The organism is Halodesulfovibrio sp. MK-HDV, assembly GCF_009914765.1.
In the GTDB taxonomy this organism is placed as follows: domain Bacteria; phylum Desulfobacterota; class Desulfovibrionia; order Desulfovibrionales; family Desulfovibrionaceae; genus Halodesulfovibrio.
Window position 1 is genome coordinate 18,243 of sequence record NZ_WYDS01000019.1, and the last position, 23,744, is coordinate 41,986.

Sequence of the window (23,744 nt, forward strand, 5' to 3'; positions counted from 1 at the left end):
AGGACTATGAATTATATCATATTTTAGATAGATAAGTTACGTTGCATTGTGATTATTTATAGCAGGAGATGGTTGTGGGAAAACTCAGTATTGACCTGCTTCAATCCGGTATGGTGCTTCAAGACGAAGTTCGGGGGATGAAGGGAAAACGTCTGTTTCCTGCCGGTGTAGAGCTGGATGAACAAAAGATTACAATTCTTAAAGCATGGGGAGTGGTAGAGGCCGATATAATAGGGGGTACACGCGAAAGTTCACGTCAGGCTCAGCTGGAAAAAGAGTCTGTTGCGGATGAAGCGCAATTACTTGCCAAACGGTATGTTACACAGGCATTCCGCGGGCAGGAAGCTGGTTCTAGCTTTATGCGCCAGTTTAAAGTTCAGTGTATAAAGCGCACAACGAAGGCTATACGCAGCCGAAATTTTTCTGTGATGACAGCGGAGAACATGCGTGATCTATACGATCAGGCAGCAAAGAGTACTCTGCGTCCGGGTATGGTTACGCCTCAGGATCTTGTTGAAACACAACTGGAGCTGGTATCGTTTCCGGATATTTATTATGAGATTGTTCGTGAATTGGAGTTTCCGTTCACGACATCACGTAGGCTTGCTGGTATCGTGTCTAAAGATACCGGACTTGCCGCCCGCATTTTGAAACTGGTTAACAGCCCGTTTTATGGGTTTCCATCCCGTATCGAAAGCATTGAACGTGCGTTGACAATTCTTGGTTCTAACGAACTGACGACACTGACCTTGGGGCTGAGTGTTGTACACATCTTCTCCGGGGTTCCGGATACTGTCTTTAACGTTCAAGACTTTTGGGAATATGCGATTTCCTGTGGTATTCTGTCTCGTCTGCTTGGTGCACACTGCACGGATTTGATGGAAGAACGCTTGTTTGTCGGCGGGTTGCTACAGCCTGTCGGAATGTTGCTTATGATCAGCTATGACCCTGCATCTATGTGTAAGGCCGTACTGCTGAGCCGCAAAAAAGGTGTTTCCCTTCCGGTTGCTGAACGTGCGGTGTTTGGCTTTAACCATGCGGAAGTGGGAGCGGCTTTGTTGGAGTCATGGAATATTCCGGAAACTCTGACAAATATTGTTCGTCATTGCTACACGCCTCTGTCGTCACCATTGCCGACAGATTCGGGCATTGTGCATTTGGCAACGATTATGGCGACCGGATTGCGTAGAAAGGATTTCTGCACATTCCATTTGCCGGACTTTTTTTCAGCTACATTGGATGAAACAAAGATTTCTCCTTCTGTGCTCGCGCCTATTCTTTCGCAATATGATAGGCAGTTTGCAGATACTCTGGAGATTTTGACCGACGGTATGTAGCCATGCGGGTGTTGCAGCCTTGGTGTAGCTGGTGTAATTCAAGAGAGAAAGGCAACGGATTGCGCTTGCGCAGTTTACGAGTTGCCGAGGGCATGAGAGCCGGAGAGTGCGTGCTTTTCGGTTGATGAAGTCGTACTTATAAGCAAAGTTGGGTGAGATGGTAGAGCATGAAGCATTTGTTTCTCCAGATAAAAACAATACTCCGGAGAGCCGGCAGGCGTTGTTAAAGATTCTGGAGGCAGCAACAGGAATGGGGCATTTTGGATATCGGCTAAGTGAAGTTGCCGATGTTTCAAGCATGCTCACAGAAATTGCTGCCAATGTAGAGGCTATCCACCCCTTTAAAACGATGGCATTTTTGCTGGTGGATGAAGAATCACATGATTTCGTTATGTCATGGTGTTCATCTAAAACAGAAGAAGCCAGCATTACCGATGCCTGCCGTGTGCTCATGGAAGACCATATGTTTTCCTGGGCGCTGCGTCGCAATCAGCCAACCACTGTTACCTCCGAAGGACTTGGAGACGTGTTGCTGCATCCACTGCAGACTTCTTCAGGGCCTGTGGGGATGTTTGTGGGCGTTTTGCAGGGCGATGAGCCGGCAGAAGATGTATCATTTTATCTCCTTTCTATGACGCTTGTTGCAGCAAGCATCGCCATTGAAAACTTTTTTCTCTACAAGCAGCTTTCTGAAAGCAACAGCGAACTGGAAGGAAAAGTTACCAGCCGTACAGAAGAATTGAGCGCTTCCAATAGACAGCTCAGACGTACTCTTCAAGAAAAAGAAACATACAAACAGCATTTAGAGCTGTTGTTCTCGTCCATGCAGGACGTGATGATTTCTGTTGATCCGGAACTTACCGTGCAAAGCATTAACCGTGCGGGTGAAGATTTGTTCGGTGTTATGCAGGATGATGTTGTGGGTAAGCTGCTGCCGCAGGTTATGCCTGACCTTGCATTGCGCTGTGATGAATTTTTCCACGACGTTCTTTCATACGGTGAACGCATCGTTGAAGAGCGAGTCGAGTTACTGTTAGATGCTGATGCGAGACATATCTTTATGATCAACTGCTCGCCGTTTGCATCCGGTGCTGATGGGCAACGTGGCGCTATGCTTATGCTGCGCGACATTACCCGCCTTGTTTCTCTGGAAGAACAGTTGCAGGAGCGACGTTCCTTCAAGAACATTATCGGTACCAGCAAAAGTATGCTCAACTTGTATTCAATGCTTGAAAACCTTGTTGATCTGGACACAACTGTTCTTGTTACCGGTGAATCCGGTACGGGCAAAGAGCTTGTGGCAGAAGCGTTGCACCATAATGGTGCCCGTGCAAACGGACCGCTTGTTCGTGTGAACTGCTCGGCATTGTCTGAAAATTTGCTGGAAAGCGAGTTGTTCGGCCATGTGCGCGGAGCATTTACCGGTGCAACCAAAGACAAGGTCGGTCGTTTTGAAGCCGCTGAAGGCGGTACAATTTTTCTTGATGAAATCGGTGACGTGTCATTACGTATTCAGGTTCTTTTGCTCAGATTCCTTGAGTCACACGAATTTGAACGCGTAGGTGATACTGTAACCCGTAAAGCTAACGTACGTATTGTGGCTGCAACCAATGCAGACTTGCAGCAGCGTGTGGCACAGGGCGTGTTCCGCTCAGATTTGTTTTACAGACTGAATGTTATGAACGTGCATCTTCCGCCGTTGCGTGAGCGTCTGGATGATTTGGCGCTGTTGGTGCAGTTCTTTATTGATATGTTCAACGATACGTTGGGGGTTTCGATCTCCGGTTTGTCAGAGCAAGTTATGCAAGTTTTCATGAACCATCCTTGGCCGGGTAATATTCGAGAATTGAAACATACTATCGAGCATGCTTCTATTCTTGCTCGAACCGGACGTATTACGCCGGATCACCTGCCAGTTCAGATCCTGGGTGCAGATCCGTTGTCCAGTTCTGATACTGTTCGTTATCCGCCGTACGGTGGTGGTTATGGCGGCGGGTATGGTTCACATTACTCCCCGCAGCCGCTCATCAGTCCGAATGCCTATATGCCAGCTTCCATGCAACAGGCGCGTGTGCCTTGTCATACCGTTTCTGTTGAAGAAGTTCAGGCGGCGATTGCTTCTGCTAATGGTAATAAAACAGCGGCAGCTAAATTGCTTGGTATGGGCAGAGCGACCTTGTACCGAAAATTAAAAGAACTTGGTTTGGGATAATTATCCCGAAATAAAAATACTGAAGGCGTCTCAGGATGTCTCTAAGTGTCTCATGAGACGTCTCATGAGACACTTTTTTGTTTTGTCACTTTTTTTTTACGAATCATAACTATTTGAAATATTATAATTAATTAATTTTGAAAAGTTGGCATTGTGCTTGCTATAGTAGAAATACAAAGACTGCTCGTCACAATGCAACAGTTGACGACGGGATTACAAATTTCGGTCAGCAGTATCCTATACGATACTGTACTACGCCTGAAGGTGTAAAATCTTCCGACAATCTTGGGGAAAAGGTTGTTCGAGCCCCGCTGGGGAATAGTAAGGCTCATGGAAGGTTTTGCACGCATTTGTCTGCACCTCAGGGTGCAGAACAGGGGATAGCCGGGTGAAGATTTATCTTCATCGGGGCACGGGGGGGTATAGTACTCAAACTATACCACAAATAGAGTAGGTAATATCTCACTCTATTTCGCAGAAAAATCTTTTGATTTTGTGACTGCGGGGGAAACTGGTGGACGGTCTTACCGTCACAGTTAACGCAACGTACTGCGAGAATGTTATTCGGCTAAATAGCCGTTAGTGAGTGCTATAGAAAAAAAGCTGAGTATCTGTCTCGATACTCAGCTTTTTTCTGTAACCATTGTTTAGCGATCTACAAAAAAATTTCATCGCTCTTCGCTGGTGAATCAGAGCATGCCGCGTTACGCCCGTTGGTATGCTCTACTTGATAACATTTCTGCACATGGAATCGTCTCATTCCGTGTGCAGAGTTTGTTATCAAAAAAAGCACTGAACAAATGTTACCATCTGTTCAGTGCCCAAAATTAATTCAAGGGGGGGAATGCTATGAATGTTTTCATGCATCCCTTGAGCAAAGGTACGCAATCAAAGCCTCCAACATGTGCTGATAAGCTGTGCACGATTGAAGCAGTCAGATTGCGTCCTTTGTCTCCGGGAAGAGCGGTAGAAGACTGAAGCCTAGCTTCCAGTCAGTTCTGTACGACCCTCAACGAGTTCGGTGATGACACTTGGGTCGGCCAAAGTGGATGTGTCACCAAAATCGCCAGTACTTCCTGAAGCAATTTTCCGCAAAATTCTCCGCATAATTTTACCACTTCGAGTTTTTGGCAGTTCTTCTGCAAACTGCAATACTTCCGGCGTAGCAATCGGTCCGATTTCTTTTCGAACCCAGGTGCGAAGTAACGCGCGCAATTCTTCAGTCTCATCTTCATCTGCCTTTAAGGTCACGTAGGCATAAATGCTTTCACCTTTGATAGCGTGCGGCATTCCTACTACTGCTGCCTCTGCAACCGTAGGATGAGCAACCAGTGCTGATTCAATTTCAGCTGTGCCCATACGGTGGCCGGATACGTTGATTACGTCATCAAGGCGTCCCATGATCCAGAAATAGCCGTCACTATCTACGCGAGCACCATCACCGGATTCATACATTCCGGGGAATTTTTCAAAATAGGTGCTTTTGTAGCGTTCCGGATCACCAAATACGCCGCGAAGCATACCCGGCCATGGTTTACGGATAACAAGATGTCCACCTTCATTCGGCTCAGCATCTGTTCCGTCAGAACGCACGATCCGAGCATCAACTCCCGGAAGTGGAAGGGTCGCAGACCCCGGTTTCAATGGAGTTGCAAACGGGAGTGCAGCAATCATAATGCCGCCTGTCTCTGTCTGCCACCAGGTATCAACGATAGGAGTTTTACCTTTGCCTATTTCATCGTGATACCACATCCATGCTTCAGGGTTAATCGGTTCACCAACGGATCCAAGTACCCGCAATGAAGAAAGGTCGTGGCGTTGGGTCCACTCTGTCCCTTCGCGCATAAGGGCGCGGATAACTGTCGGGGCAGTGTAGAAAATAGAAACGCCGAATTTTTCTACGATGCTCCAGAAACGGTCCGGGCTAGGATAGCTTGGAACACCTTCAAACATAAGGGTTGTGGCACCGAGGGACAACGGGCCATATACTATGTAAGAATGACCGGTAATCCAGCCGATATCAGCGGTACACCAGTACACGTCAGATTCTTGAATATCAAAAACCCACTGTGATGTGTGTGCTGTATAGGTAAGGTACCCGCCAGTAGTATGCACAACGCCTTTTGGTTTTCCTGTTGATCCACTTGTATAAAGAATAAACAACGGATCTTCAGAATCCATAGGCTCGCACTCGCAGAAAGGCTTGATGTCAGGCTGTTGCATTGCCTGATGCCACCAGATATCCCGCTCGTCCGTCCATTCCAGTTTGCCTTGTTCTGCAATACCTGCACGGTCTACAACAACAACGTGTTCAACACTCGGGCAGGATTTCAGTGCGTCGTCTGCATTTGCTTTAAGGGGAATTACGCGACCGGAGCGTAAAACAGCATCTGCGGTAACAAGCACTTTTGCTTCACAATCTATCATACGACTTTGCAGGCTGAGGGCAGAAAAGCCCGCAAAAACGATTGAATGCACTGCACCAATACGAACACAGGCAAGCATGGCAATGGATAATTCCGGAATCATCGGCATGTACAAGGCTACTCGGTCGCCTTTGCCTACTCCGTATTTTTTTAACACGTTAGCAAATTTACATACTTCTTCGTAGAGTTCCTCATACGTGAATGTAATTACATCTCCTTCCGGCTCCCCTTGCCAGATAAGAGCTGCTTTATCCTTACGACCAAGTCCCAGATGTCTATCAAGACAGTTATGGGCAACGTTCAACTTGCCGCCGGTAAACCAGCGGATGTCCGGTGTGTCCATGTCTGCTTCAAGCACACTGGTGAACGGGGAGAACCAGTCAATCAATTCATTTGCCCGTCCCGCCCAGAACCCTTCATTGTCTTCAATAGAGCGCTTATACTGACGCTCATATTCTTCCAGGGACTGGATATGAGTTCCTACGCCTACGGATTTTGAAGGGGTGAACAGACGCTGCTCATCTTGCATGGAAATGATGTTGTTTTGGCTCATGGGATTCTCCTCGAAATAAATGGTGACATCATACGGCAGTGGTCTTCCAGATGCTTCTGCATCGCATGTTGACCCGAAAATTTGTATGTTCCGGTTGTGGCGTATACTGGTGCTGCAAGGAATAGTATTCGCCACAACCGCAAACAAACCATAAGGGAAAGGTGGAAACATTTTATATGTAACCTGCGAGAGCATTTCGGTTTGTTAATGAACAACTGCATTATGCAACCATCTGTTTCAAAAAAGACATTCTTTTTCGGTGAACGGTATGAATCGAAAGGTGAATAACATGGCTACCGGTAAGCGGTAGAAAAAGGCATAGTGAATGGCATAACAATGGGATGGCGGAAGGCTGGATTTAGGGGGAATCATCTTGGCAGAGCTAAAAGCAATACAACTGTTTGAACTTACCATGAGTTTCAACTACAGTGTTTTTTACTTGCTGTTGCATAATCCCAACCGGAACCAATCGTAGGAGTCTGTGTGAGTCATTCGACGCTAAAACAGATGTTTCGACCGACCTCTGTGGTAATAATTGGTGCTTCTGAAGAGTCTGGAACCCCTGCCTGTGACTGTATGCAAAACTTGCTCGGCGGTACGTTTCTGGGACCAATACTTCCGGTTGTGACACAGCCGGATTCGCCGGATACCATTTTCGGTCAGCCCGTTTACACCGCCATTGATACACTCCCTATTACACCGGACCTTGCCATCATTTGCGTTGATGCAGACGAGGTTCCTTTTTACATAGAAGAGCTTGGTAAGCGTGGAACACAGAACGCAATTCTGTTTTCTTCCGGTTTTTCACGGTTCAACACAAAGCAGGCTACTCGTAAGCGTGAACGACTCGTTGCGCTGGCGCATAAATTTTCTGTACGGTTGCTGGGGCCTAACGGGCTCGGCTTCATCAACCCCTCCCTCGGCATTAATGCCAGTCTTGCTTCATCTCCTTTTACCACGGGCAAAGTTGCCTTTGTCACACAGTCAGATTCCTTGTTTACCTCCGTGCTCGATTGGGCAGTGTCCAAATCTCTTGGCTTTTCTCACGTAATTTCTCTCGGAGATGTGCTTGATGTGGGCTTCAGTGAAGTGCTGGATTATTTGAACAGAGACATGAATACCCGTGCCGTGCTGCTGTACCTTGAGTCAGTTGCCAATGCTCGCGAGTTTATGTCTGCTGCGCGTGCACTTTCGCGGTCAAAGCCTGTCATCGTTGTTAAAGCGGGCAAATTCCATGCGGCAGAGCAAGCTGTGGCTGCACATACAGGTATGATTCTGGGTGCGGACGAAGTGTACGAAGCCGCATTCAAACGAGCCGGTATGCTTCGGATGGATTCCATTGATTCTGTTTTCGACACCATTCAGGCGCTTGCATGGTCAAAGCCGCTGAAAGGTAAACGGTTGGCTATTGTCACAAACGGTGGAGCACCGGCATTTATTGCGACTGACCTGTTGCTAAAGGGAGGCGGAGAGCTTGCTGAGCTGACAGATGAAGCGTGTCAGCATTTGGATGACGCACTTGGAAGCAGTTGGTCGTATTGGAATCCACTAGTAATTGATGCCAAGGCTGATGCAGACATGTACGCAAGCGCTATTAAACCGCTGCTGCGTGACAGTTCTGTGGATGGCATCCTTGTGTTGCATATCCCTACAGCCGGTGTGGACAGTGCTGCTATTGCTGAACAGGTAGTGAAAACCTGCAAGCGCAGTAAAAAGGTAATCCTTACAAGCTGGCTTGGTGGAGGCGATGGTGACATAGCGCGAAACATATTTTTTAAGGCAAAGGTGCCTTCCTACGTTACGCCGGACAGTGCTGTGCGTACCTTCCTGTATCTTGTGCAGTACAGGAGTAACCAGATTAAGCTGGCGGAAGCACCAGAGTCGCGGCCTGATAGCAAAACAGACGTGTTGAAAAGTCGTGCGATTGTTTTGCAGGCGCTCGAAGAGAAGCGTCAGATGCTTACCGTGCAGGAAGTTGAAGCATTACTTGCGGCCTACGACATTAACTGCATCACTACACGCAGTGCAGATTCAGTAGAGCAGATTGCAGCCATTGCAGATGAGGTGGGGTATCCGCTGGCGATAAAAGTGATCTCGCCGGATATTTTCCGTAAGTCACAGGTCGGCGGGGTTATGCTGGATATTCAGGATAGCGCTGAAGCCACAGCCGCTGCTGAATCTATAGTAATGAATGTTGCCCAGTATCAACCATCCGCACGCATTAACGGGTTTGCAGTCCAGCGAATGACGCAGCGTTTGCGTGGGGTAGAGCTTTCTATCGAAATCGAAACTGATCCGCAGTTCGGTCCTGTTATCCGTTTCGGGCAGGGTGGCTCCTTGGCTCATATTATACAGGATACGCAAACAGAGTTGCTACCGTTGAATATGAGCCTTGCAAAAGAGCTTGTAGCCTCTACACATGTGAGCAAGCAACTTGTAGGTAACAAAACAGTTACAGGCGTGGATACGCAGGCTGTATATGAAATGCTTGTATCTATTTCACAGATGTTGATTGATATACCGGAAGTTTTTGAATTAGAGATTAATCCCGTGCAGGCAGATTCCCGTGGAGCGTTTGTTTTCGATGCTGCTGTTCGTGTGGCATGGACAGATATGGGTGGTGCAGATCAACTTGCAATTTGCCCGTACCCTGCTGAACTGGAAGAAATCATACAAGTGGGCGATGACCTGACTGTTCGTCTCCGTCCGATTCGGCCTGAGGATGAACACGCCCACTGGGGTTTTGTGGAGAACCTCAGTCCGCAGGACAGGCGTTTCAGGTTCTTTGGTAATGTTGGCGAGTTGCCGCGTTCTGAAATGGTTAAGCTGACACAGATTGACTACGACAGGGAGATGGCGTTCATTGTTCAGACTATTCCTGAAGATGGAAAAGAGCCGCTTACCATCGGGTCTGCCCGTGCTATGATTTCAACGGACAATGAAACCTCTGAGTTTGCAGTGGTTGTTCGTAGTGACTGGAAGCGCAAGGGGCTGGGGCGCATGTTAATGGCGCACCTCGTGAATTATCTGCGCTCCCGTAATACAAAGCAGATTACAGGCGAAGCTCTTGGCGATAACAAGAATATGGTCGAGCTTGCGCGATCCCTTGGGTTTGTGGTTTCAAAAGATTTTGATGACGATACGTATCACTTCACACTGGATTTAAAAGATGAAGAGCCTGACGACGGGCTATAGTCGTAATTCTTTTCAATAAAAAGAGCGCCCCGTTGCTATCAGCAACACCGGGGCGCTTTTTTTTGAAAACTGAAAATAAAAAGAGTGGGGCTCGCATGCTCCACTCTTTCTTTTGCTTTGCATCGTATACTTGCGAATTCCACAGGAAGGCGAACGCTAATACGAATGTGAGATTTTGTCCGGCGCTATTGCTGGTAACCGCACCATCGTGCATATCCTGCACGGCGCAATTCAGCCGGAGTGTGTGTCTCAGGTTGCAAAGAGTTGGTCTACAGGAAAAAGAAACTCTATTTATTAACCATTTCTTTGAGTTCTTTCCCTGCACGGAAAACAGGTAACTTTTTAGGAGATACCTTCACACTTTCACCAGTTTTAGGGTTACGGCCTTTGTATCCCTTGTACTCTTTCACTTTAAAAGAACCAAATCCACGAATTTCAACTCTGCCTTCTTCGACAAGAGCTTCACGAATGCTGTCAAAAAAGACATTCACAAGCAGTACTGCTTCATCTTTAGACAGGTTATGATCCTCAGCCATCAACTTAACAAGTTCGCTTTTATTCACAAGAACCCCCTATGGAATATCTATTCGTAATTTTGTCCACGATATTAGAGTAGTACCTATTCACTGCAATAGTGACAAGGGGGTGATGGTTATTTCTTCTGTTATTCAAAGGGGTTTTGGTTATAAAACTATAAAACGTACGATCAATGAAGCGTAATGCTTGCATATTCTGACGTTGAAAAAATAGTTCAATTTATAGTGCTAGTTGCAATATATCATCAAACAAACAGTTAGAAGTAAGCAAAAATGCAGTTGGAAAAGCCTACGTCTCGTTAGTCTAACGGGACGTAGCAATGTTTAAACGTGGTTTCGTAGCTTCAATTCTATTGGATGTGGCTTCAAATACCATTGCGATGACAAATATTCTTCATCATATTTTCGGACATAATGGTTGCACAGAGTCAGCGGAACAATAAGAGGCACTAATTGGGAATGGTATTGTTCGATAACTTCCTGAAATTCCTTTTTTTCGTCAGCTGAGAGCGCTTTTTTAAAATATCCGGCGATATGTTGTAATACGTTTGTATGTTTTTTGACCGTTGTTTTTATTTTAAGGGTAGTCAGTAATTCGTTCTGGTACTGCTGAAGCATTTCTAGCGTGTCCATTTGCTTACCGTGTGCTACCAATGAACCCATGGAACGGTAGTGCTCGACGCTATGGGACATGAGCAGCAACTTCTGGCGGGTATGGAATTCTACCAAATTACGGTACGCAAATGGTTGCTTGAGCATTTCCCTCCAACGTTGAAGGGCAAAGATTTGTTCAATAAAATTCTCACGAAACGGTGCATCGCAAAGTCTTCCTTCTTCTTCTACAGGAAGTAGCGGAAAGTGTTCCATAAAGGCTCTGGCAAAGACTCCGATACCTTTTAAGCTTGGTGGGCCGGCGTTTTTAGCTTCTTTTGGATCAACATCTTTATATACTTTTACCCGCTCCATGCCGCTGGAAGGGGATGCACGTTTAAAGACGAATCCACACAAGTGTTCATTTTCAAGTTCTTGAACTCGTTGCGCCGAAAATTCTTTCATTTGTGCGGTGTGATCCAGAAATGTTTTGTTTGTAACAAGTCTCGGGTCTTCAGGTTCTCCTACAAGGCGCATTGCTTCTCGAGGGATGCCGAGACCCATTTCAACCTCAGGACACACTGGGACGTATTCAACATATTCCCCTAGCGTATTTACAAGCCATAAATCTTTTTTATGCCCGCCATCAAAGCGGACAGGGTTGCCAAGTAGGCAGGAAGAAATGCCAATGCGAATTTTTTTTGTGTCCTGCATGTTGCTCTTTCCTCTTTGAGGTATAATATTATGTCTAAGAGTTCGCATTAAGATTGGCTCAGTTGCGTTGTGTATGCAAATATAAAAATTATGAAATGGTGCTTACGTACATTTGGAGTTTCGTTATGACCACTGAACTGACTCAACCAATAGATGTTGTATTTTTTGACTTCAGCGGCGTGTTAGCTGATGAAGGTTTTGTGGAAGGGTTGCGTAAAATTGCTGCGCGTAACGGTTTTGATCAGGACGAATTTCAGTCTGTAGTTACCGAAATTTGTTATGAGGGCGGCTACGCGACTGGCAAAGCAACTGAAGCGGAGTTTTGGGAAGAAGTACGCAAAAAGACAGGTTTAGTTGAGCAAAGCGAACTGCTGCATCTGGAAATTCTGACAGGATTTGCTGTGCGATTATGGATGCTTGAAGTTGTGGATGTTATTCGCGCAAGCGGTGTAAAAACAGCCATTTTAAGCGATCATACGAACTGGCTCGAAGATCTCGACTTTGAACATTCTATTTATTCCCATTTTGATCGGGTGTTTAATTCGTACCGTGAAGGTATCTCCAAACGTTCTCATGATTATTTTCATTACGCCTTGCGTGCAATGGATGTGACTCCTGAACGCTCTTTATTTGTAGATGATAATCCATCGAATTTATTGCGTGCTGGTGAAATTGGAATACAGACACTGCTGTACGATGAACATGACAAAGTGCTCGAACGTCTTCAGGCGTTATTCCCGAATGTCATTTTCCCTACTGTATAATAGCGTGTGTGGAAGGAAGCGGATGAGAGTGCCACACTCTACAAACGTTGCGTTATAGATGAAAATTGCATAACGTGTCCGCTGATTTTCAACAAACAAGCAAGTCCGGAATTTTTGTCCGGCAGAAATATATCATGAGAAAAGCAACAAGCGGCCTTACCCCGGAAGGTATTCCTTCTTTAGTGTTGACCGGTCTTGGTACCCTTGCATTTGCCATTATGGGCTGCTGGGTACTCTCCACTGTATTTTTTATTCTTTTCTGGTTCAGCCTGCACTTCTTCCGTGATCCGGAACGTGTGACACCAACCGCTAAAGGCCTTGCTGTAAGCCCTGCTGACGGCAAAGTAATTAAAATTACTCCAATGGAAGACCCGTTTACTGGTGAGCGTCGTATGTGTGTTTGTGTTTTCATGAACGTTTTTAGCGTACATGTGAACCGCTCCCCGATTGAAGGCACTGTTCGAGGTATTAAATATTTCTCCGGAAAGTACTTCAATGCCGCATGGGACAAGGCTTCAAGCGACAATGAACGTTGTGCATATGACCTTGAGCATGCCGATGGCAGCCGATGGACAATGGTACAGATTGCAGGCCTTATTGCTCGCAGAATTGTGTGCCGTGTTGACGAAGGAGATGCGTTAACCCGTGGAGAACGTTACGGAATGATCAAGTTTGGTTCTCGGGTTGACCTTTACTTACCAGAGGGCTATGCTCCCTCCGTTGCTATTGGTGAGCAGGTTTTTGCAGGTGAAACTGTAATTGCCAGCAAAGACGAAAAGTAATATTCTTAGCAAAGTTCATCACCAATAGACATTTTCGATTTTAATAAGGAAGCACATAAACATGGATCAATCAAAAGCCCGTAAGGGTATTTACATTTTGCCTAACCTTTTCACCACCGCGAGTCTTTTTTCAGGATTCATGGGGTTGATCTGGGCATCTACGGGCAAATTTGAGCTGTGTGCTGCTGCTATTATATTCTCCGCTATCATGGACGGCTTAGATGGTAAGGTTGCACGTCTTACTGGCACTGCCAGTGAATTTGGTGTGCAGTACGACTCATTGTGTGACCTCGTAGCGTTTGGTCTCGTACCAGCCTTTATGATGTACTCAATGTACCTTAACCAGTTCAACCGTCTTGGCATTGCCGTCGCATTCTTGTTTGCAGCATGTGCTGCTCTCAGATTGGCGCGTTTCAACGTATCCACAGCAGTGGTTCCTAAGAAGTTCTTTATCGGACTTCCTTCACCTGCTGGCGGCTGTGCACTTGCTGCTTTCGTATTCTTTACCCAGTACATCCCTGCTGAACTCTCTAGTATTGTCCCTGCGTTTGCGTTGGGTCTTACTTTTGTTTCAGCTTTCTCAATGGTTAGCCGCGTACGTTACTTCTCCTTTAAGGAGTATGGTTTCGTTAAGGCTCGTCCATTTAGCACCCTTGTGTCTGCTATTCTAATATTTACGCTAATAGTTAGCGAGCCGAAGCTACTAGGCTTCATTATTATTGGCGGCTATATTATTAGCGGACCTGTGTATACATTCCTATTTCTATCACGCAGGTCCAATAAGTTACTGGGTGACCTTTCCGAGAGCTAACAGCACGGAGGAAAGGCACGGCGAGTAACACACCGCCCCCTAGCCTTTACTCTTAAAGTACAAGCAAACCAAGCTCCGGTTTCTTCTACACAGAAGGAACCGGAGCTTTTTTCATATTTGGAATAAAACTTAACAATTATGTTATAAAAAGGAGCCTAAATCATGCATTCAGCATACGTCACCAAGCAAATGAACCGATCGAAGAACGAATACCGTCCTTTTGGCCCACTACTATGTACTCTACTAGCGAACTAAGTGAGGTTTTTGTGAAATTAGTTTATGAAATAGAATAAAAAAAGAATAACTCCACAGGAGAATACAATGTCCGATCGCTTATACATTTTCGATACCACTTTGAGGGATGGAGAGCAGTCTCCCGGCGCAACAATGAACCAGAACGAAAAAATTCGTCTTGCGCGGGAACTCGAGAATTTGGGTGTCGATATTATGGAAGCAGGTTTTCCTGCTGCAAGCCAAGGGGATTTTGAAGCAGTTCGCAAAATTGCACAGACCATTAAGCATTCACAGGTTGCTGGTTTGTGTAGGGCGATGGCGGCGGATATTGATAGGTGCTGGGATGCAATCAAAGACGCAGAGCATCCACGAATTCATACATTCTTAGCAACCAGTCCGGTACACATGGAGTACAAGCTCCGTAAGACACCGGAACAGGTTTTGGAAATGACAGAAGCGGCTGTAAAACACGCAGCAAAATACACCTCTAACATTGAGTTTTCTGCAGAAGATGCATCCCGTTCAAATTGGGATTTCCTCGCAAAAGTTGCAGAAACAGCAATCAACGCAGGCGCAACCACCATCAATATTCCTGATACCGTGGGGTATGCACAGCCTCAGGAATTTGGCGATATGGTTCGCTACGTGATTGAAAACACCAGCAACAGCCACAAAGCTGTCTTCAGTGTGCATTGTCATAACGATCTCGGTCTCGGTGTGGCAAACACCCTTGCTGCGATTAATGCAGGCGCAAGGCAGGCAGAAGTGACTATCTCCGGTATCGGAGAACGAGCAGGTAACGCAGCGCTCGAAGAACTCATTATGGCGTTACGTACTCGCAGTGACTACTACGACATTGAAACTCAAGTGAAGTCTGAACAGTTGTTCCCGACATGTCGCTTGCTCTCAATGATCATTGGGCAGCCGATTCCTTCTAACAAAGCAATTGTTGGTGCAAACGCATTTGCGCATGAGTCCGGTATCCATCAGGACGGCATGCTCAAAAACCGCGAAACCTACGAGATTATGACCCCTCAGTCCGTAGGCCGTGAAAAAACAGATATCATCCTTGGTAAGCATTCCGGTCGTAACGCTATTAAAGGCAAAACTACTGAACTCGGTTACCCGTTGGAAGATGACGAATTACAGATTGTTTTCGAGGCCGTTAAGCGCCTCGCGGATAAAAAAGAGAAGGTTTACGACGCAGACATCGAGGCAATTATCCTTGAAGAAGTCTACCGTATTCCGGATAAGTACAGACTGGTACATCTCTCCGTTCAGTCAAGTGATGTGGGAGTGCCACCAACCGCTGCCGTTGTAATGGAAATTAACGGTATCCGTAGGGAGCACACTACATTCGGCGCAGGTCCGATTGATGCAGTATTCAAAACTATTTCCCAGATCGTAGGGCGCTCACCAAAGCTCAAACGATACAGTGTTAACGCCATCACCAGCGGCGGAGATGCACAGGGCGAGGTAACCGTACGCCTCGAAGAGAATGAATGCAGCACAGTTGGACGTGGATCCGATCCTGACATCATTGCCGCTAGCGCAAGAGCATTCCTGAACGCATTAAACAGACTCGATAAAATGAACTCGGAGGGTTAACAGTCATGGCGCACACACTCGCACAAAAAATATTACAGAAGCACACTGATCAAAAAATCGAAGGAATCGGACAGATCGTTCAATGCGACGTATCTTTGGTTCTTGCAAATGATATCACCGCACCGCTTGCCATCAAATCATTTAAGGCAATGGGCGCAACGTCTGTGTTTGATAAAGATAAAGTGGCTCTCGTAATGGACCACTTTACACCGCAAAAAGATATCGCTTCCGCAATTCAGGTGAAAAACACGCGTGAATTTGCTCAGGAGCAAAATATTACTCATTACTACGAAGGTGGCGATTGCGGTGTAGAACACGCTCTCTTGCCAGAACTCGGACTCGTAGGCCCTGGTGACATTGTAATCGGCGCTGACTCTCATACCTGCACCTACGGCGGTCTCGGTGCCTTCGCAACCGGTCTTGGTTCAACAGACGTAGCGGGCGGCATGGCACTTGGTTCCACATGGTTCAAAGTACCGCCGACAATCCGCGCTATCTTCAACGGTGAGCTTCCTGAGTACGTTGGTGCAAAAGATTTAATCTTGCGCCTCATCGGTGAAATCGGTGTATCCGGTGCGCTCTACAAAGCGCTCGAATTTGGCGGTTCCACAATTGATGCTCTCAGCGTTGAAGGCCGTATGACCATTGCTAACATGGCAATTGAAGCCGGTGGTAAATGCGGACTTTTCCCAGTGGATGCAAAGACTCTTGAATACACCGCAGCACGTGGCCGTAACGACGAACTGCTCACTGCGGACGAAGGCGCAGAATACGAACGTGTTCTTAACTTCGACGTATCAAATATGTCGCCAATGGTTGCATGTCCGCATTTGCCGGATAACGTGCATCCAATTGAAAATGTCGAACCTAAAAAGGTCGATCAGGTCGTCATCGGTTCCTGCACCAACGGTCGTATCAGCGACTTACGCGAAGCAGCAGCCGTACTTAAAGGACGTAAAGTCGCATCTCGCACTCGTACTATCGTACTCCCTGCAACGCCTACCATCTGGAAACAGGCATTGCGCGAAGGTCTCATTGAAACCTTCATGGAGTCAGGCTGTATCGTAGGTCCTGCAACATGTGGCCCTTGTCTCGGTGGACATATGGGCATCCTTGCTGACGGTGAAGTGGCAGTAGCTACTACAAACCGTAACTTCAGAGGACGCATGGGCAGCCTTGAGTCAGAAGTCTACCTCTCAAGCCCTGCCGTTGCTGCGGCAAGTGCTTTAGCTGGTGAAATTGCTGATCCTCGCAAAGTGTAGTTGTTATTTTTATTGATGCCTCCGGCGGCTGGTGAAAACCTTTTTGTAAAAAGGTTCTTCCCCAGACCCCTTTCCAAAAACTTTTGTTAGCGAGTGAGTCATAGAGACTCTGCTAGTACTCGGCTTATTAAAGTTTAGGAAAGAGGGGGGTGAGTACATTCTTTTTGGGAGAAATGACCATGACGTTAAAAGGTAAAGCTCACAAAGTGGGCGATCACATAGATACAGATGCCATCATTCCTGCGCGTTTTTTGGTAACGACTGATGAAAAAGAGCTTGGTGCAAACTGCATGGAAGGCCTCGAAGCAGGCTGGGTAGAGCGTGTTTCTGAAGGCGACATCATGGTTGCCGGTGAAAACTTCGGTTGTGGTTCTTCACGTGAGCATGCACCAATTTCAATTCTTGGTGCTGGTATGCAGGTAGTAGTTGCGCATTCTTTTGCGCGTATCTTTTACCGCAACAGCTTTAACATGGGACTCTTGCTCATCGAAATCGGTGAAGAGATCATCCATATTGAAGATGGACATGTTGTTTCCGTGGATATCGAGGCTGGTACCGTCATCAACGTGACCACTGGCAAAGTAATCGAATTCCCGCCGCTTCCACAGTTTATGCGTGATTTTGTCGATAATGGCGGACTTATTCCGCACGTAAGCGAAAAATTAAAAGAAAAGTAATAGGTAAGCGCTTCAGATCGCTGCAAGGTAGTGGAGCGTAAGCCGTTAAGTTGCATAAATAACAAGCGTAGCTCGCAGATAAAAGTTTTAGGAGAGTCCAGAGAAGCCCTTTTTTAAAAGGGTTCTCTGGCCGCCGGAGGCTCGTCGAAGACCCGCCGGATGCACCTATTTTCCTGCTAAACTGCGAAAAAAATTTTCATAGAGGGAAAGATCATGGATATGAATATCGTTTTATTGCCGGGTGACGGCATCGGGCCGGAGATCACCACTCAGGCAGTAGAAGTTTTGAAGACAGTCGCAAACAAGTTTGGCCATAACGTAACCTTCACTGAAGAACAGATTGGTGGTTGCGCTATTGACGCCACAGGCTGCCCGTTACCGAAGGAAACTGTTGAAGCGTGTAAGAAAGCGGATGCAGTCTTTCTTGGCGCTGTAGGCGGCCCTAAATGGGATAATTTAGATGGTGCGACTCGTCCTGAAGCCGGATTGCTTGGCATCCGCAAAGAGCTTGGGCTGTTTGCCAACTTGCGTCCTGCAAAATTATTCCCTGAGCTTTCCAGCGCATGTTTCTTGCGTCCAGATATCGTAGAAGACGGCATCGACGTTATGGTTGTTCGTGAACTCACTGGCGGCATCTACTTCGGACAGCCGCAGGGTCAGGAAGTACGCGACGGTGTTCGTTATGGTTTCAACACCATGGTGTACAACGAAGACGAAGTTCGTCGCATTGCACGCATTGCTTTTGAAGCAGCCATGAAGCGTGACAAGCGCGTTTGTTCTGTAGATAAAGCAAACGTTCTTGAAGTTTCCCGTTTGTGGAGAGCTGTTGTGGAAGAAGTTGCGGCTGATTACCCTGAAGTTGAACTTACTCACATGTACGTTGATAACGCAGCAATGCAGCTTGTTCGTGACCCGAATCAGTTTGACGTCATCGTGACTGGTAACCTTTTCGGTGACATCTTGTCTGATGAAGCAGCAGTAATCACCGGTTCTATCGGTATGCTTCCTTCTGCTTCCCTGAACAAGTCCGGCACTGGCCTTTTTGAGCCGATTCACGGTTCCGCACCGGACATCGCAGGTCAGAACAAAGCTAACCCGCTTGCATCAATCCTTTCCATGGCAATGATGCTGCGTCATTCTTTCAACCTCATCAAAGAGGCGAACGCTATTGAAACAGCCGTTCAGAAAGTATTGCGCGAAGGCTACAGAACAGGTGACATCATGTCCAAAGGTGAAACCCTTGTTGGTTGTAACACCATGGGCAACTTGGTCGTAGAACGCTTGTAGAAAGCAGCTCTTCCTCCTTTGAAAAGACTATTTGATAGATGGGGCTTTTCACCTAAAACAAAAAAAAACGAAGCTACAAATGTAGCTTCGTTTTTTTTTGTTTGTAATTTTGATCTAATCGCCTCTACCCGTTGCAAGGTAGCGCGCCCAGTCGAAACGTTCTTGTCTTGTTGCTGCAGCAACAGCATCTTCCACGGCATATGGAATATTCATTTGCTGAACCTTCCAGCCTGCGGAATCTTGTTCCAGCATTGTGTATGATGCATGTGAAGAATACGTCTGCATAGAGTGCACGACAGGGTGATTGTCAGTATATGCAGGTAGACCAACGCTTCCCGCATTAACTATAAGCTGACCGGATGATAGTTCGACAACTCGCGGAAGATGAGTATGACCACAAAGGATCACATCAGAATCTTCTCCGTCGAGCATCCGTATTATCTCGCCGTCCGAACGAACTTGTGGACTGCCACTGGAAATGTCTTCCAGTAAGTATGTCAAATCGTTGGTTGGCGAGCCATGACAGGCATAAATTTCTCTAGTTATCTGGCAGTCAAAGGGAAGCGTATCAAGCCACTCAACCGGAGCATCACCAAGGTCATTCAACACAAACTGAAGTGTTGGATTTTTTAAAACTTCTTCGGGTGTAACTTCATACAGCAGCCGATCCTGATTCCCGCAAATTGAAATAACATTATATGATGTTAGCAGGTTGTAGGTAGCTCTAGGAGCAAGTGGTCCGTACAGAGTGTCACCCAAATTAACGATATGGTTGGCACCACGAGTCGAGATGTCATCGAGAACAGCCTGTAGGGCATACGCATTACTGTGAATGTCAGAGATAATAGCAAATTTCATACTGTCACCACCAAGATCTAAAAGTGTTGGCTTAAGATAGCAGTAAATTGGGTTCCTGTAGTGTTATATACCAGATCGCTGAATAATTCCCAACATGGAGTATGTGAGCTGAGCAGCAGCAAAATCTGATGCGTGATCGCCTTCCTGCGGTGCAAGTTCCACCACATCACAGCCAATGACATTTCGATCTTTCACAGCTTTTTCAAGCAATGTGATTGCCTGCCACCATTGGATACCACCGGGAACAGGGGTGCCAGTTGCGCGGATAACAGACGGGTCGAGCCCATCCACGTCAAAGGTAATGTAAATATTTTTCGGGAAATCTTCAGGGAGCAGAACGTCGGGCAGTGGTTTAAGTGCCAGATCTTTGGCATCAATATGCGGGATGTTGTGTTTAGCGCGGACTTCAACTTCTTCTATACAGAAAGCGCGAACACCTAGTTGAAAAATAGGTAGTTCAAGCTCAAGTGCGCGATGCATAACAGATGCATGACTATACGGATCGCCCTCATAGGCTTTTCGTAAGTCAGCATGGGCGTCAAATTGAACGATACCGAATGTGCCGTGCTTTTTCTTAAGCGCGCGTAATGCGCCGAGAGTCACAGAATGTTCACCGCCGAGCATAACTGGCAGTCCGTATCGGGAAGCTTCTGTTACCGCTGATTCAATGCGGGAAATCACCTGTTCAGTAGACCCTGTACAGTCGACCGGCTCATGAGTGTAGATGCCATCGTCTGCGGGAATGGATTCACCGTCCCACAATTCAAGCTGATCTGACGCTTCGAGAATTGCGTCAGGCCCATCAGCCGTACCCCCACCATAAGAAACCGTTGCTTCAAAAGGAACAGGAACAATCTGGAATCGACATTGCTCCGGTGTAGTTTCTTCAAGTTCTGATGCTAAAAATCTATTCATGTTGTTACTATACTTTTTGATGAATTTGTTGGCAACACTGTTTGGTTTAGTGATGGGTTAGGGGGAGTGAAGTAGGGCGCGCGAAGTACAGAGGTAGTTTTCTACTTCAGTCTCTCGGGCGAATCACGGAGCTTCTGGATACGACTTGATTATCACTTTTTGCACTAAAAACAGCGCGAGAGTCTTACGCAGAATACTACCTCTGTACTTCGCTGAATTTGGTTTTAAACATCATAGCTGCGACTTATTAATATCAAGCGCTATAAGGTGAAAACTGGTTAACACTGTAAATATAGATAGAAAACATGAAGGGATATGTGTGATTTTCCGGAAAATGAGTTGTGGAAGATATGAGCTTTGTGATCCCGTTTAGGCAATGTGAAATTTATTTGTAAGAAGAAATTCCGATTGAGTACCTCAACTTTTAAATATCGGGAAAAAAAGGTGGAGAGTTGGAATAAGCGTAGAATGAGACTGGTCGTGGCGTAAAAGCCGCGAGGTTACGGAATCAACAGGCTGGACTCGCAAATAAAAAGTTTTTGGAGAGTCCAGAGAACCTTTTTTCAAAAAGGTTCTCTGGTCGCCGAAGGCAAAAAAAAGAAAAAAATTATTACGACAAACGGCACCTAAAATCGTCATATCCAAACTCACGAACGACGTGCAGGTCGCCGGAGCTTGGATTGTAACGTGCGATTGCAGGCAGCTGTAGCCCGTTGAAGGTGTTTGTTTTCACCATGGAGTAGATAGCCATGTCCGTGAACGCGAGGCGGTCGCCTGCTTTGAGCGGGGTATCAAAAGAGTATTCTCCGATGACATCCCCTGCGAGGCAGGATTTACCGGCTAGGCGGTAGGAGTTTACTTTCTCACCTTTTTCAGCGGAATCAATGACGAATGGTCGGTACGGCATCTCTAATACGTCCGGCATGTGACATGCGGCTGACGCGTCGAGGATGGCGATATCCATGTCGGCTTTGATTACGTCGAGGACTGTGGCTACGAGTAGCCCTGCGTCGAGCGCAACGGCTTCACCCGGTTCAAGATACACTTGAACGTTATAACGGGCCTTAGCGCGCTCGATACAAGCACAGAGACGATCTATGTCATACCCTTCGCGGGTGATGTGATGCCCGCCGCCAAAGTTTAGCCATTCCATATTCTGGAGAAGATGACCAAACTGCTTTTCTACGGCTTCAAGCGTGCGATCAAGTGCATCTGCATCTTGTTCACAGAGTGTGTGAAAATGCAGACCGGATACGCCTTCAAGATCGTTCTCATCAAAGTTTTCAAGCCGCACACCTAAGCGTGAACCGGGGGAACACGGGTCATAGATGGGCGTTGCGCCTTCGGAGTGCTGCGGGTTAACGCGTACGCCGATTTTGATGGTGCGCTCTGATGCCTGAATAAGCGGGCGGTATTTGCGCAGTTGTGCAAAAGAGTTGAACACGATGTGGTCAGAGTATTTGATGATCTCTGCCATGTCGTTGTCGGAATAAGCAGCGGCGAAGCTGTGCACTTCGCCGCCGAATTCTTCACGTCCCAGTCTCGCCTCGTGCGGAGAGCTAGCGCAGGTTCCGTGCAGGACGCCGCTCAGTACCGGAAAGGTGCTATATGTGGCGAATCCTTTGAGCGCGAGGAGGATTTTTGCCCCAGTGCGCTGTTGCACGGAATCTAAAATAGCCGCGTTATCCGCAAGCTTTGCCTCATCCACAACAAAGCATGGAGAAGGCAGGCGTTCTGGATTTAATTTTTGAAGGTAACTTCTGTCCATGGGAGACCGTGAATGTTGAGTTTTTCCATGAATGGGTCTGGATCAAGTTCTTCCATGTTGAAGACGCCTTCGCCAGTCCATTTGCCGGTGAGCATAAGCATCGCGCCAATCATAGCTGGTACACCGGTGGTGTATGACACAGCCTGAGAAGCAACTTCTTTGAATGCTTCTTCGTGGTCGCAGATGTTGTAGATGTAGTAATCTTTAGGCTCGCCGTCTTTCATACCTTTCATGCGACAACCGATGCATGTGCGACCTTTTGTGCGCTCGCCGAGTCCTGCTGGTTCTGGAAGAACTTCTTTGAGGAATCGGAGAGGGATGATGTCCTGACCATTGTACTTAACGGTGTCGATACGTGTCATACCAACGTTTTCGAGTACTTGGAGATGGTTCAGGTACTGGTCGGAGAAGGTCATCCAGAAACGGGCACGTTTGAGACCTTTCAAGTGTTTTACGAGAGACTCAAGCTCTTCGTGGTACATAAGAAAACACTTTTTAGGACCAATGCCTTCAGGGAAATCGTAGTTCATGGAGAAGCTGAGCGGATCAGTTTCAAGCCATTCACCGTGTTCCCAGTAGCGACCGTTTGCAGTAACTTCGCGGATGTTGATTTCCGGGTTGAAGTTGGTTGCGAACGGGTGACCGTGGTCGCCTGCGTTGCAGTCAATGATGTCGAGCTGATGAATTTCATCAAACTGGTGTTTCATTGCATGTGCGCAGAAAATATTGGTTACGCCCGGATCGAAGCCGGAACCGAGAAGTGCCATGAGGCCTTTCTCTTTGAAACGCTCCTGGTATTCCCACTGCCATTTGTATTCGAACTTGGCTTCATCAAGCGGTTCGTAGTTGGCAGTATCAAGGTAGTTCACACCTGTTTCCAGACATGCGTCCATGATGGTGAGATCCTGATACGGCAGTGCGAGGTTGATAACAAGAACAGGCTTGTGCTTGTTGATGAGTTCTACAAGCTCAGGCACGTTGTCAGCATCTACTGTGTCGGTAACAATGTCGCGACCGGTACGTTCTTTAACTGAAGAAGCAATTGCATCACATTTTTCAACAGTTCTGGATGCAAGAACGATTTCGGAAAAAACCTCAGGAACCTGTGCACACTTGTGTACACACACGCCGCCGACGCCGCCAGCGCCGATGATCAACACTTTAGACATAGTTGTACTCCTTGCATGGTGCGGTACTGAAATCTACCTCAAAAT

Annotated in this window: 17 protein-coding genes; 10 read left to right on the top strand and 7 right to left on the bottom strand. The window is 46.8% G+C overall.

What is annotated here, in order from left to right; genetic code table 11:
- The first annotated feature begins 74 nt into the window (after positions 1-74).
- The gene (locus MKHDV_RS14565; protein WP_160716548.1) at positions 75-1,337 is read left to right on the top strand and encodes an HDOD domain-containing protein; all 1,263 of its coding nucleotides are present in this window, start codon (positions 75-77) and stop codon (positions 1,335-1,337) included.
- Positions 1,338-1,494: 157 nt separating this feature from the next.
- On the top strand, positions 1,495-3,549 hold the full coding sequence (locus MKHDV_RS14570; RefSeq protein WP_160716550.1) for a sigma-54-dependent Fis family transcriptional regulator: 2,055 nt from the start codon (positions 1,495-1,497) through the stop codon (positions 3,547-3,549).
- A gap of 981 nt (positions 3,550-4,530) precedes the next feature.
- Here MKHDV_RS14570 and acs read toward each other — a convergent pair.
- Complete coding sequence (acs, locus tag MKHDV_RS14575) at positions 4,531-6,528, bottom strand: acetate--CoA ligase (RefSeq protein ID WP_160716552.1); 1,998 nt, start codon at positions 6,526-6,528, stop codon at positions 4,531-4,533.
- A 483-nt stretch (positions 6,529-7,011) separates the two neighbouring features.
- Here acs and MKHDV_RS14580 point away from each other — a divergent pair, with 483 nt between their 5' ends.
- A complete protein-coding gene (locus MKHDV_RS14580) occupies positions 7,012-9,723 on the top strand; it encodes a bifunctional acetate--CoA ligase family protein/GNAT family N-acetyltransferase (protein WP_160716554.1) in 2,712 nt (903 codons plus the stop codon).
- Positions 9,724-10,010: 287 nt separating this feature from the next.
- Here MKHDV_RS14580 and MKHDV_RS14585 read toward each other — a convergent pair whose 3' ends face one another.
- Together MKHDV_RS14585 and MKHDV_RS14590 are read right to left on the bottom strand one after the other, a co-directional pair.
- A complete protein-coding gene (locus tag MKHDV_RS14585; protein WP_160716556.1) occupies positions 10,011-10,286 on the bottom strand; it encodes an HU family DNA-binding protein in 276 nt (91 codons plus the stop codon).
- A 297-nt stretch (positions 10,287-10,583) separates the two neighbouring features.
- On the bottom strand, positions 10,584-11,564 hold the full coding sequence (locus tag MKHDV_RS14590; RefSeq protein WP_160716558.1) for a DUF523 and DUF1722 domain-containing protein: 981 nt from the start codon (positions 11,562-11,564) through the stop codon (positions 10,584-10,586).
- A 125-nt stretch (positions 11,565-11,689) separates the two neighbouring features.
- Between MKHDV_RS14590 and MKHDV_RS14595 the strand changes: the two genes are divergently transcribed.
- From MKHDV_RS14595 to leuB, 7 genes are all read left to right on the top strand, one after another.
- Positions 11,690-12,328 carry an HAD family phosphatase gene (locus tag MKHDV_RS14595; protein ID WP_160716560.1) on the top strand — a complete coding sequence of 213 codons (639 nt, stop codon included), beginning with the start codon at positions 11,690-11,692 and terminating at the stop codon, positions 12,326-12,328.
- A gap of 134 nt (positions 12,329-12,462) precedes the next feature.
- A complete protein-coding gene (locus MKHDV_RS14600) occupies positions 12,463-13,110 on the top strand; it encodes a phosphatidylserine decarboxylase family protein (RefSeq protein ID WP_160716562.1) in 648 nt (215 codons plus the stop codon).
- Between the two features lie 61 nt (positions 13,111-13,171).
- Entirely contained in the window at positions 13,172-13,921 is a 750-nt protein-coding gene (gene pssA, locus MKHDV_RS14605) for a CDP-diacylglycerol--serine O-phosphatidyltransferase (protein ID WP_160716564.1), read from the top strand.
- 321 nt (positions 13,922-14,242) lie between these two features.
- The gene (locus MKHDV_RS14610; protein WP_160716566.1) at positions 14,243-15,763 is read left to right on the top strand and encodes a 2-isopropylmalate synthase; all 1,521 of its coding nucleotides are present in this window, start codon (positions 14,243-14,245) and stop codon (positions 15,761-15,763) included.
- A gap of 5 nt (positions 15,764-15,768) precedes the next feature.
- Entirely contained in the window at positions 15,769-17,025 is a 1,257-nt protein-coding gene (leuC, locus tag MKHDV_RS14615; protein WP_160716568.1) for a 3-isopropylmalate dehydratase large subunit, read from the top strand.
- A 179-nt stretch (positions 17,026-17,204) separates the two neighbouring features.
- Positions 17,205-17,702: a 3-isopropylmalate dehydratase small subunit gene (locus MKHDV_RS14620; RefSeq protein ID WP_160716666.1), complete on the top strand. Its 498-nt coding sequence runs from the start codon at positions 17,205-17,207 to the stop codon at positions 17,700-17,702.
- Between the two features lie 213 nt (positions 17,703-17,915).
- Positions 17,916-18,989, top strand: coding sequence for a 3-isopropylmalate dehydrogenase (leuB, locus tag MKHDV_RS14625; protein ID WP_160716570.1), 1,074 nt, complete (start codon positions 17,916-17,918; stop codon positions 18,987-18,989).
- Between the two features lie 114 nt (positions 18,990-19,103).
- Here leuB and MKHDV_RS14630 read toward each other — a convergent pair whose 3' ends face one another.
- The 4 genes from MKHDV_RS14630 to MKHDV_RS14645 form a co-directional block, all read right to left on the bottom strand.
- Positions 19,104-19,847 carry a metallophosphoesterase gene (locus MKHDV_RS14630; RefSeq protein WP_160716572.1) on the bottom strand — a complete coding sequence of 248 codons (744 nt, stop codon included), beginning with the start codon at positions 19,845-19,847 and terminating at the stop codon, positions 19,104-19,106.
- Positions 19,848-19,910: 63 nt separating this feature from the next.
- A complete protein-coding gene (speB, locus tag MKHDV_RS14635) occupies positions 19,911-20,762 on the bottom strand; it encodes an agmatinase (RefSeq protein ID WP_160716574.1) in 852 nt (283 codons plus the stop codon).
- 610 nt (positions 20,763-21,372) lie between these two features.
- Positions 21,373-22,530 carry a carboxynorspermidine decarboxylase gene (gene nspC / locus MKHDV_RS14640; RefSeq protein ID WP_160716576.1) on the bottom strand — a complete coding sequence of 386 codons (1,158 nt, stop codon included), beginning with the start codon at positions 22,528-22,530 and terminating at the stop codon, positions 21,373-21,375.
- Positions 22,503-23,699 (bottom strand): saccharopine dehydrogenase family protein, encoded by a 1,197-nt coding sequence (locus MKHDV_RS14645; RefSeq protein WP_160716578.1) that lies wholly within the window; start codon positions 23,697-23,699, stop codon positions 22,503-22,505. Before MKHDV_RS14645 ends, nspC begins: the two co-directional genes overlap by 28 nt.
- Between the last annotated feature and the right edge of the window lie 45 nt (positions 23,700-23,744).

Excerpts from the sequence above, each read along its gene's own strand:
- MKHDV_RS14570 (WP_160716550.1), top strand. The coding sequence starts at position 1,495 with ATGGTAGAGCATGAAGCATTTGTTTCTCCAGATAAAAACAATACTCCG.
- acs (WP_160716552.1), bottom strand. The coding sequence starts at position 6,528 with ATGAGCCAAAACAACATCATTTCCATGCAAGATGAGCAGCGTCTGTTC.
- MKHDV_RS14590 (WP_160716558.1), bottom strand. The coding sequence starts at position 11,564 with ATGCAGGACACAAAAAAAATTCGCATTGGCATTTCTTCCTGCCTACTT.
- MKHDV_RS14595 (WP_160716560.1), top strand. The coding sequence starts at position 11,690 with ATGACCACTGAACTGACTCAACCAATAGATGTTGTATTTTTTGACTTC.
- MKHDV_RS14600 (WP_160716562.1), top strand. The coding sequence starts at position 12,463 with ATGAGAAAAGCAACAAGCGGCCTTACCCCGGAAGGTATTCCTTCTTTA.
- pssA (WP_160716564.1), top strand. The coding sequence starts at position 13,172 with ATGGATCAATCAAAAGCCCGTAAGGGTATTTACATTTTGCCTAACCTT.
- MKHDV_RS14610 (WP_160716566.1), top strand. The coding sequence starts at position 14,243 with ATGTCCGATCGCTTATACATTTTCGATACCACTTTGAGGGATGGAGAG.
- leuC (WP_160716568.1), top strand. The coding sequence starts at position 15,769 with ATGGCGCACACACTCGCACAAAAAATATTACAGAAGCACACTGATCAA.
- MKHDV_RS14620 (WP_160716666.1), top strand. The coding sequence starts at position 17,205 with ATGACGTTAAAAGGTAAAGCTCACAAAGTGGGCGATCACATAGATACA.
- leuB (WP_160716570.1), top strand. The coding sequence starts at position 17,916 with ATGGATATGAATATCGTTTTATTGCCGGGTGACGGCATCGGGCCGGAG.
- MKHDV_RS14630 (WP_160716572.1), bottom strand. The coding sequence starts at position 19,847 with ATGAAATTTGCTATTATCTCTGACATTCACAGTAATGCGTATGCCCTA.
- speB (WP_160716574.1), bottom strand. The coding sequence starts at position 20,762 with ATGAATAGATTTTTAGCATCAGAACTTGAAGAAACTACACCGGAGCAA.
- nspC (WP_160716576.1), bottom strand. The coding sequence starts at position 22,530 with ATGGACAGAAGTTACCTTCAAAAATTAAATCCAGAACGCCTGCCTTCT.
- MKHDV_RS14645 (WP_160716578.1), bottom strand. The coding sequence starts at position 23,699 with ATGTCTAAAGTGTTGATCATCGGCGCTGGCGGCGTCGGCGGCGTGTGT.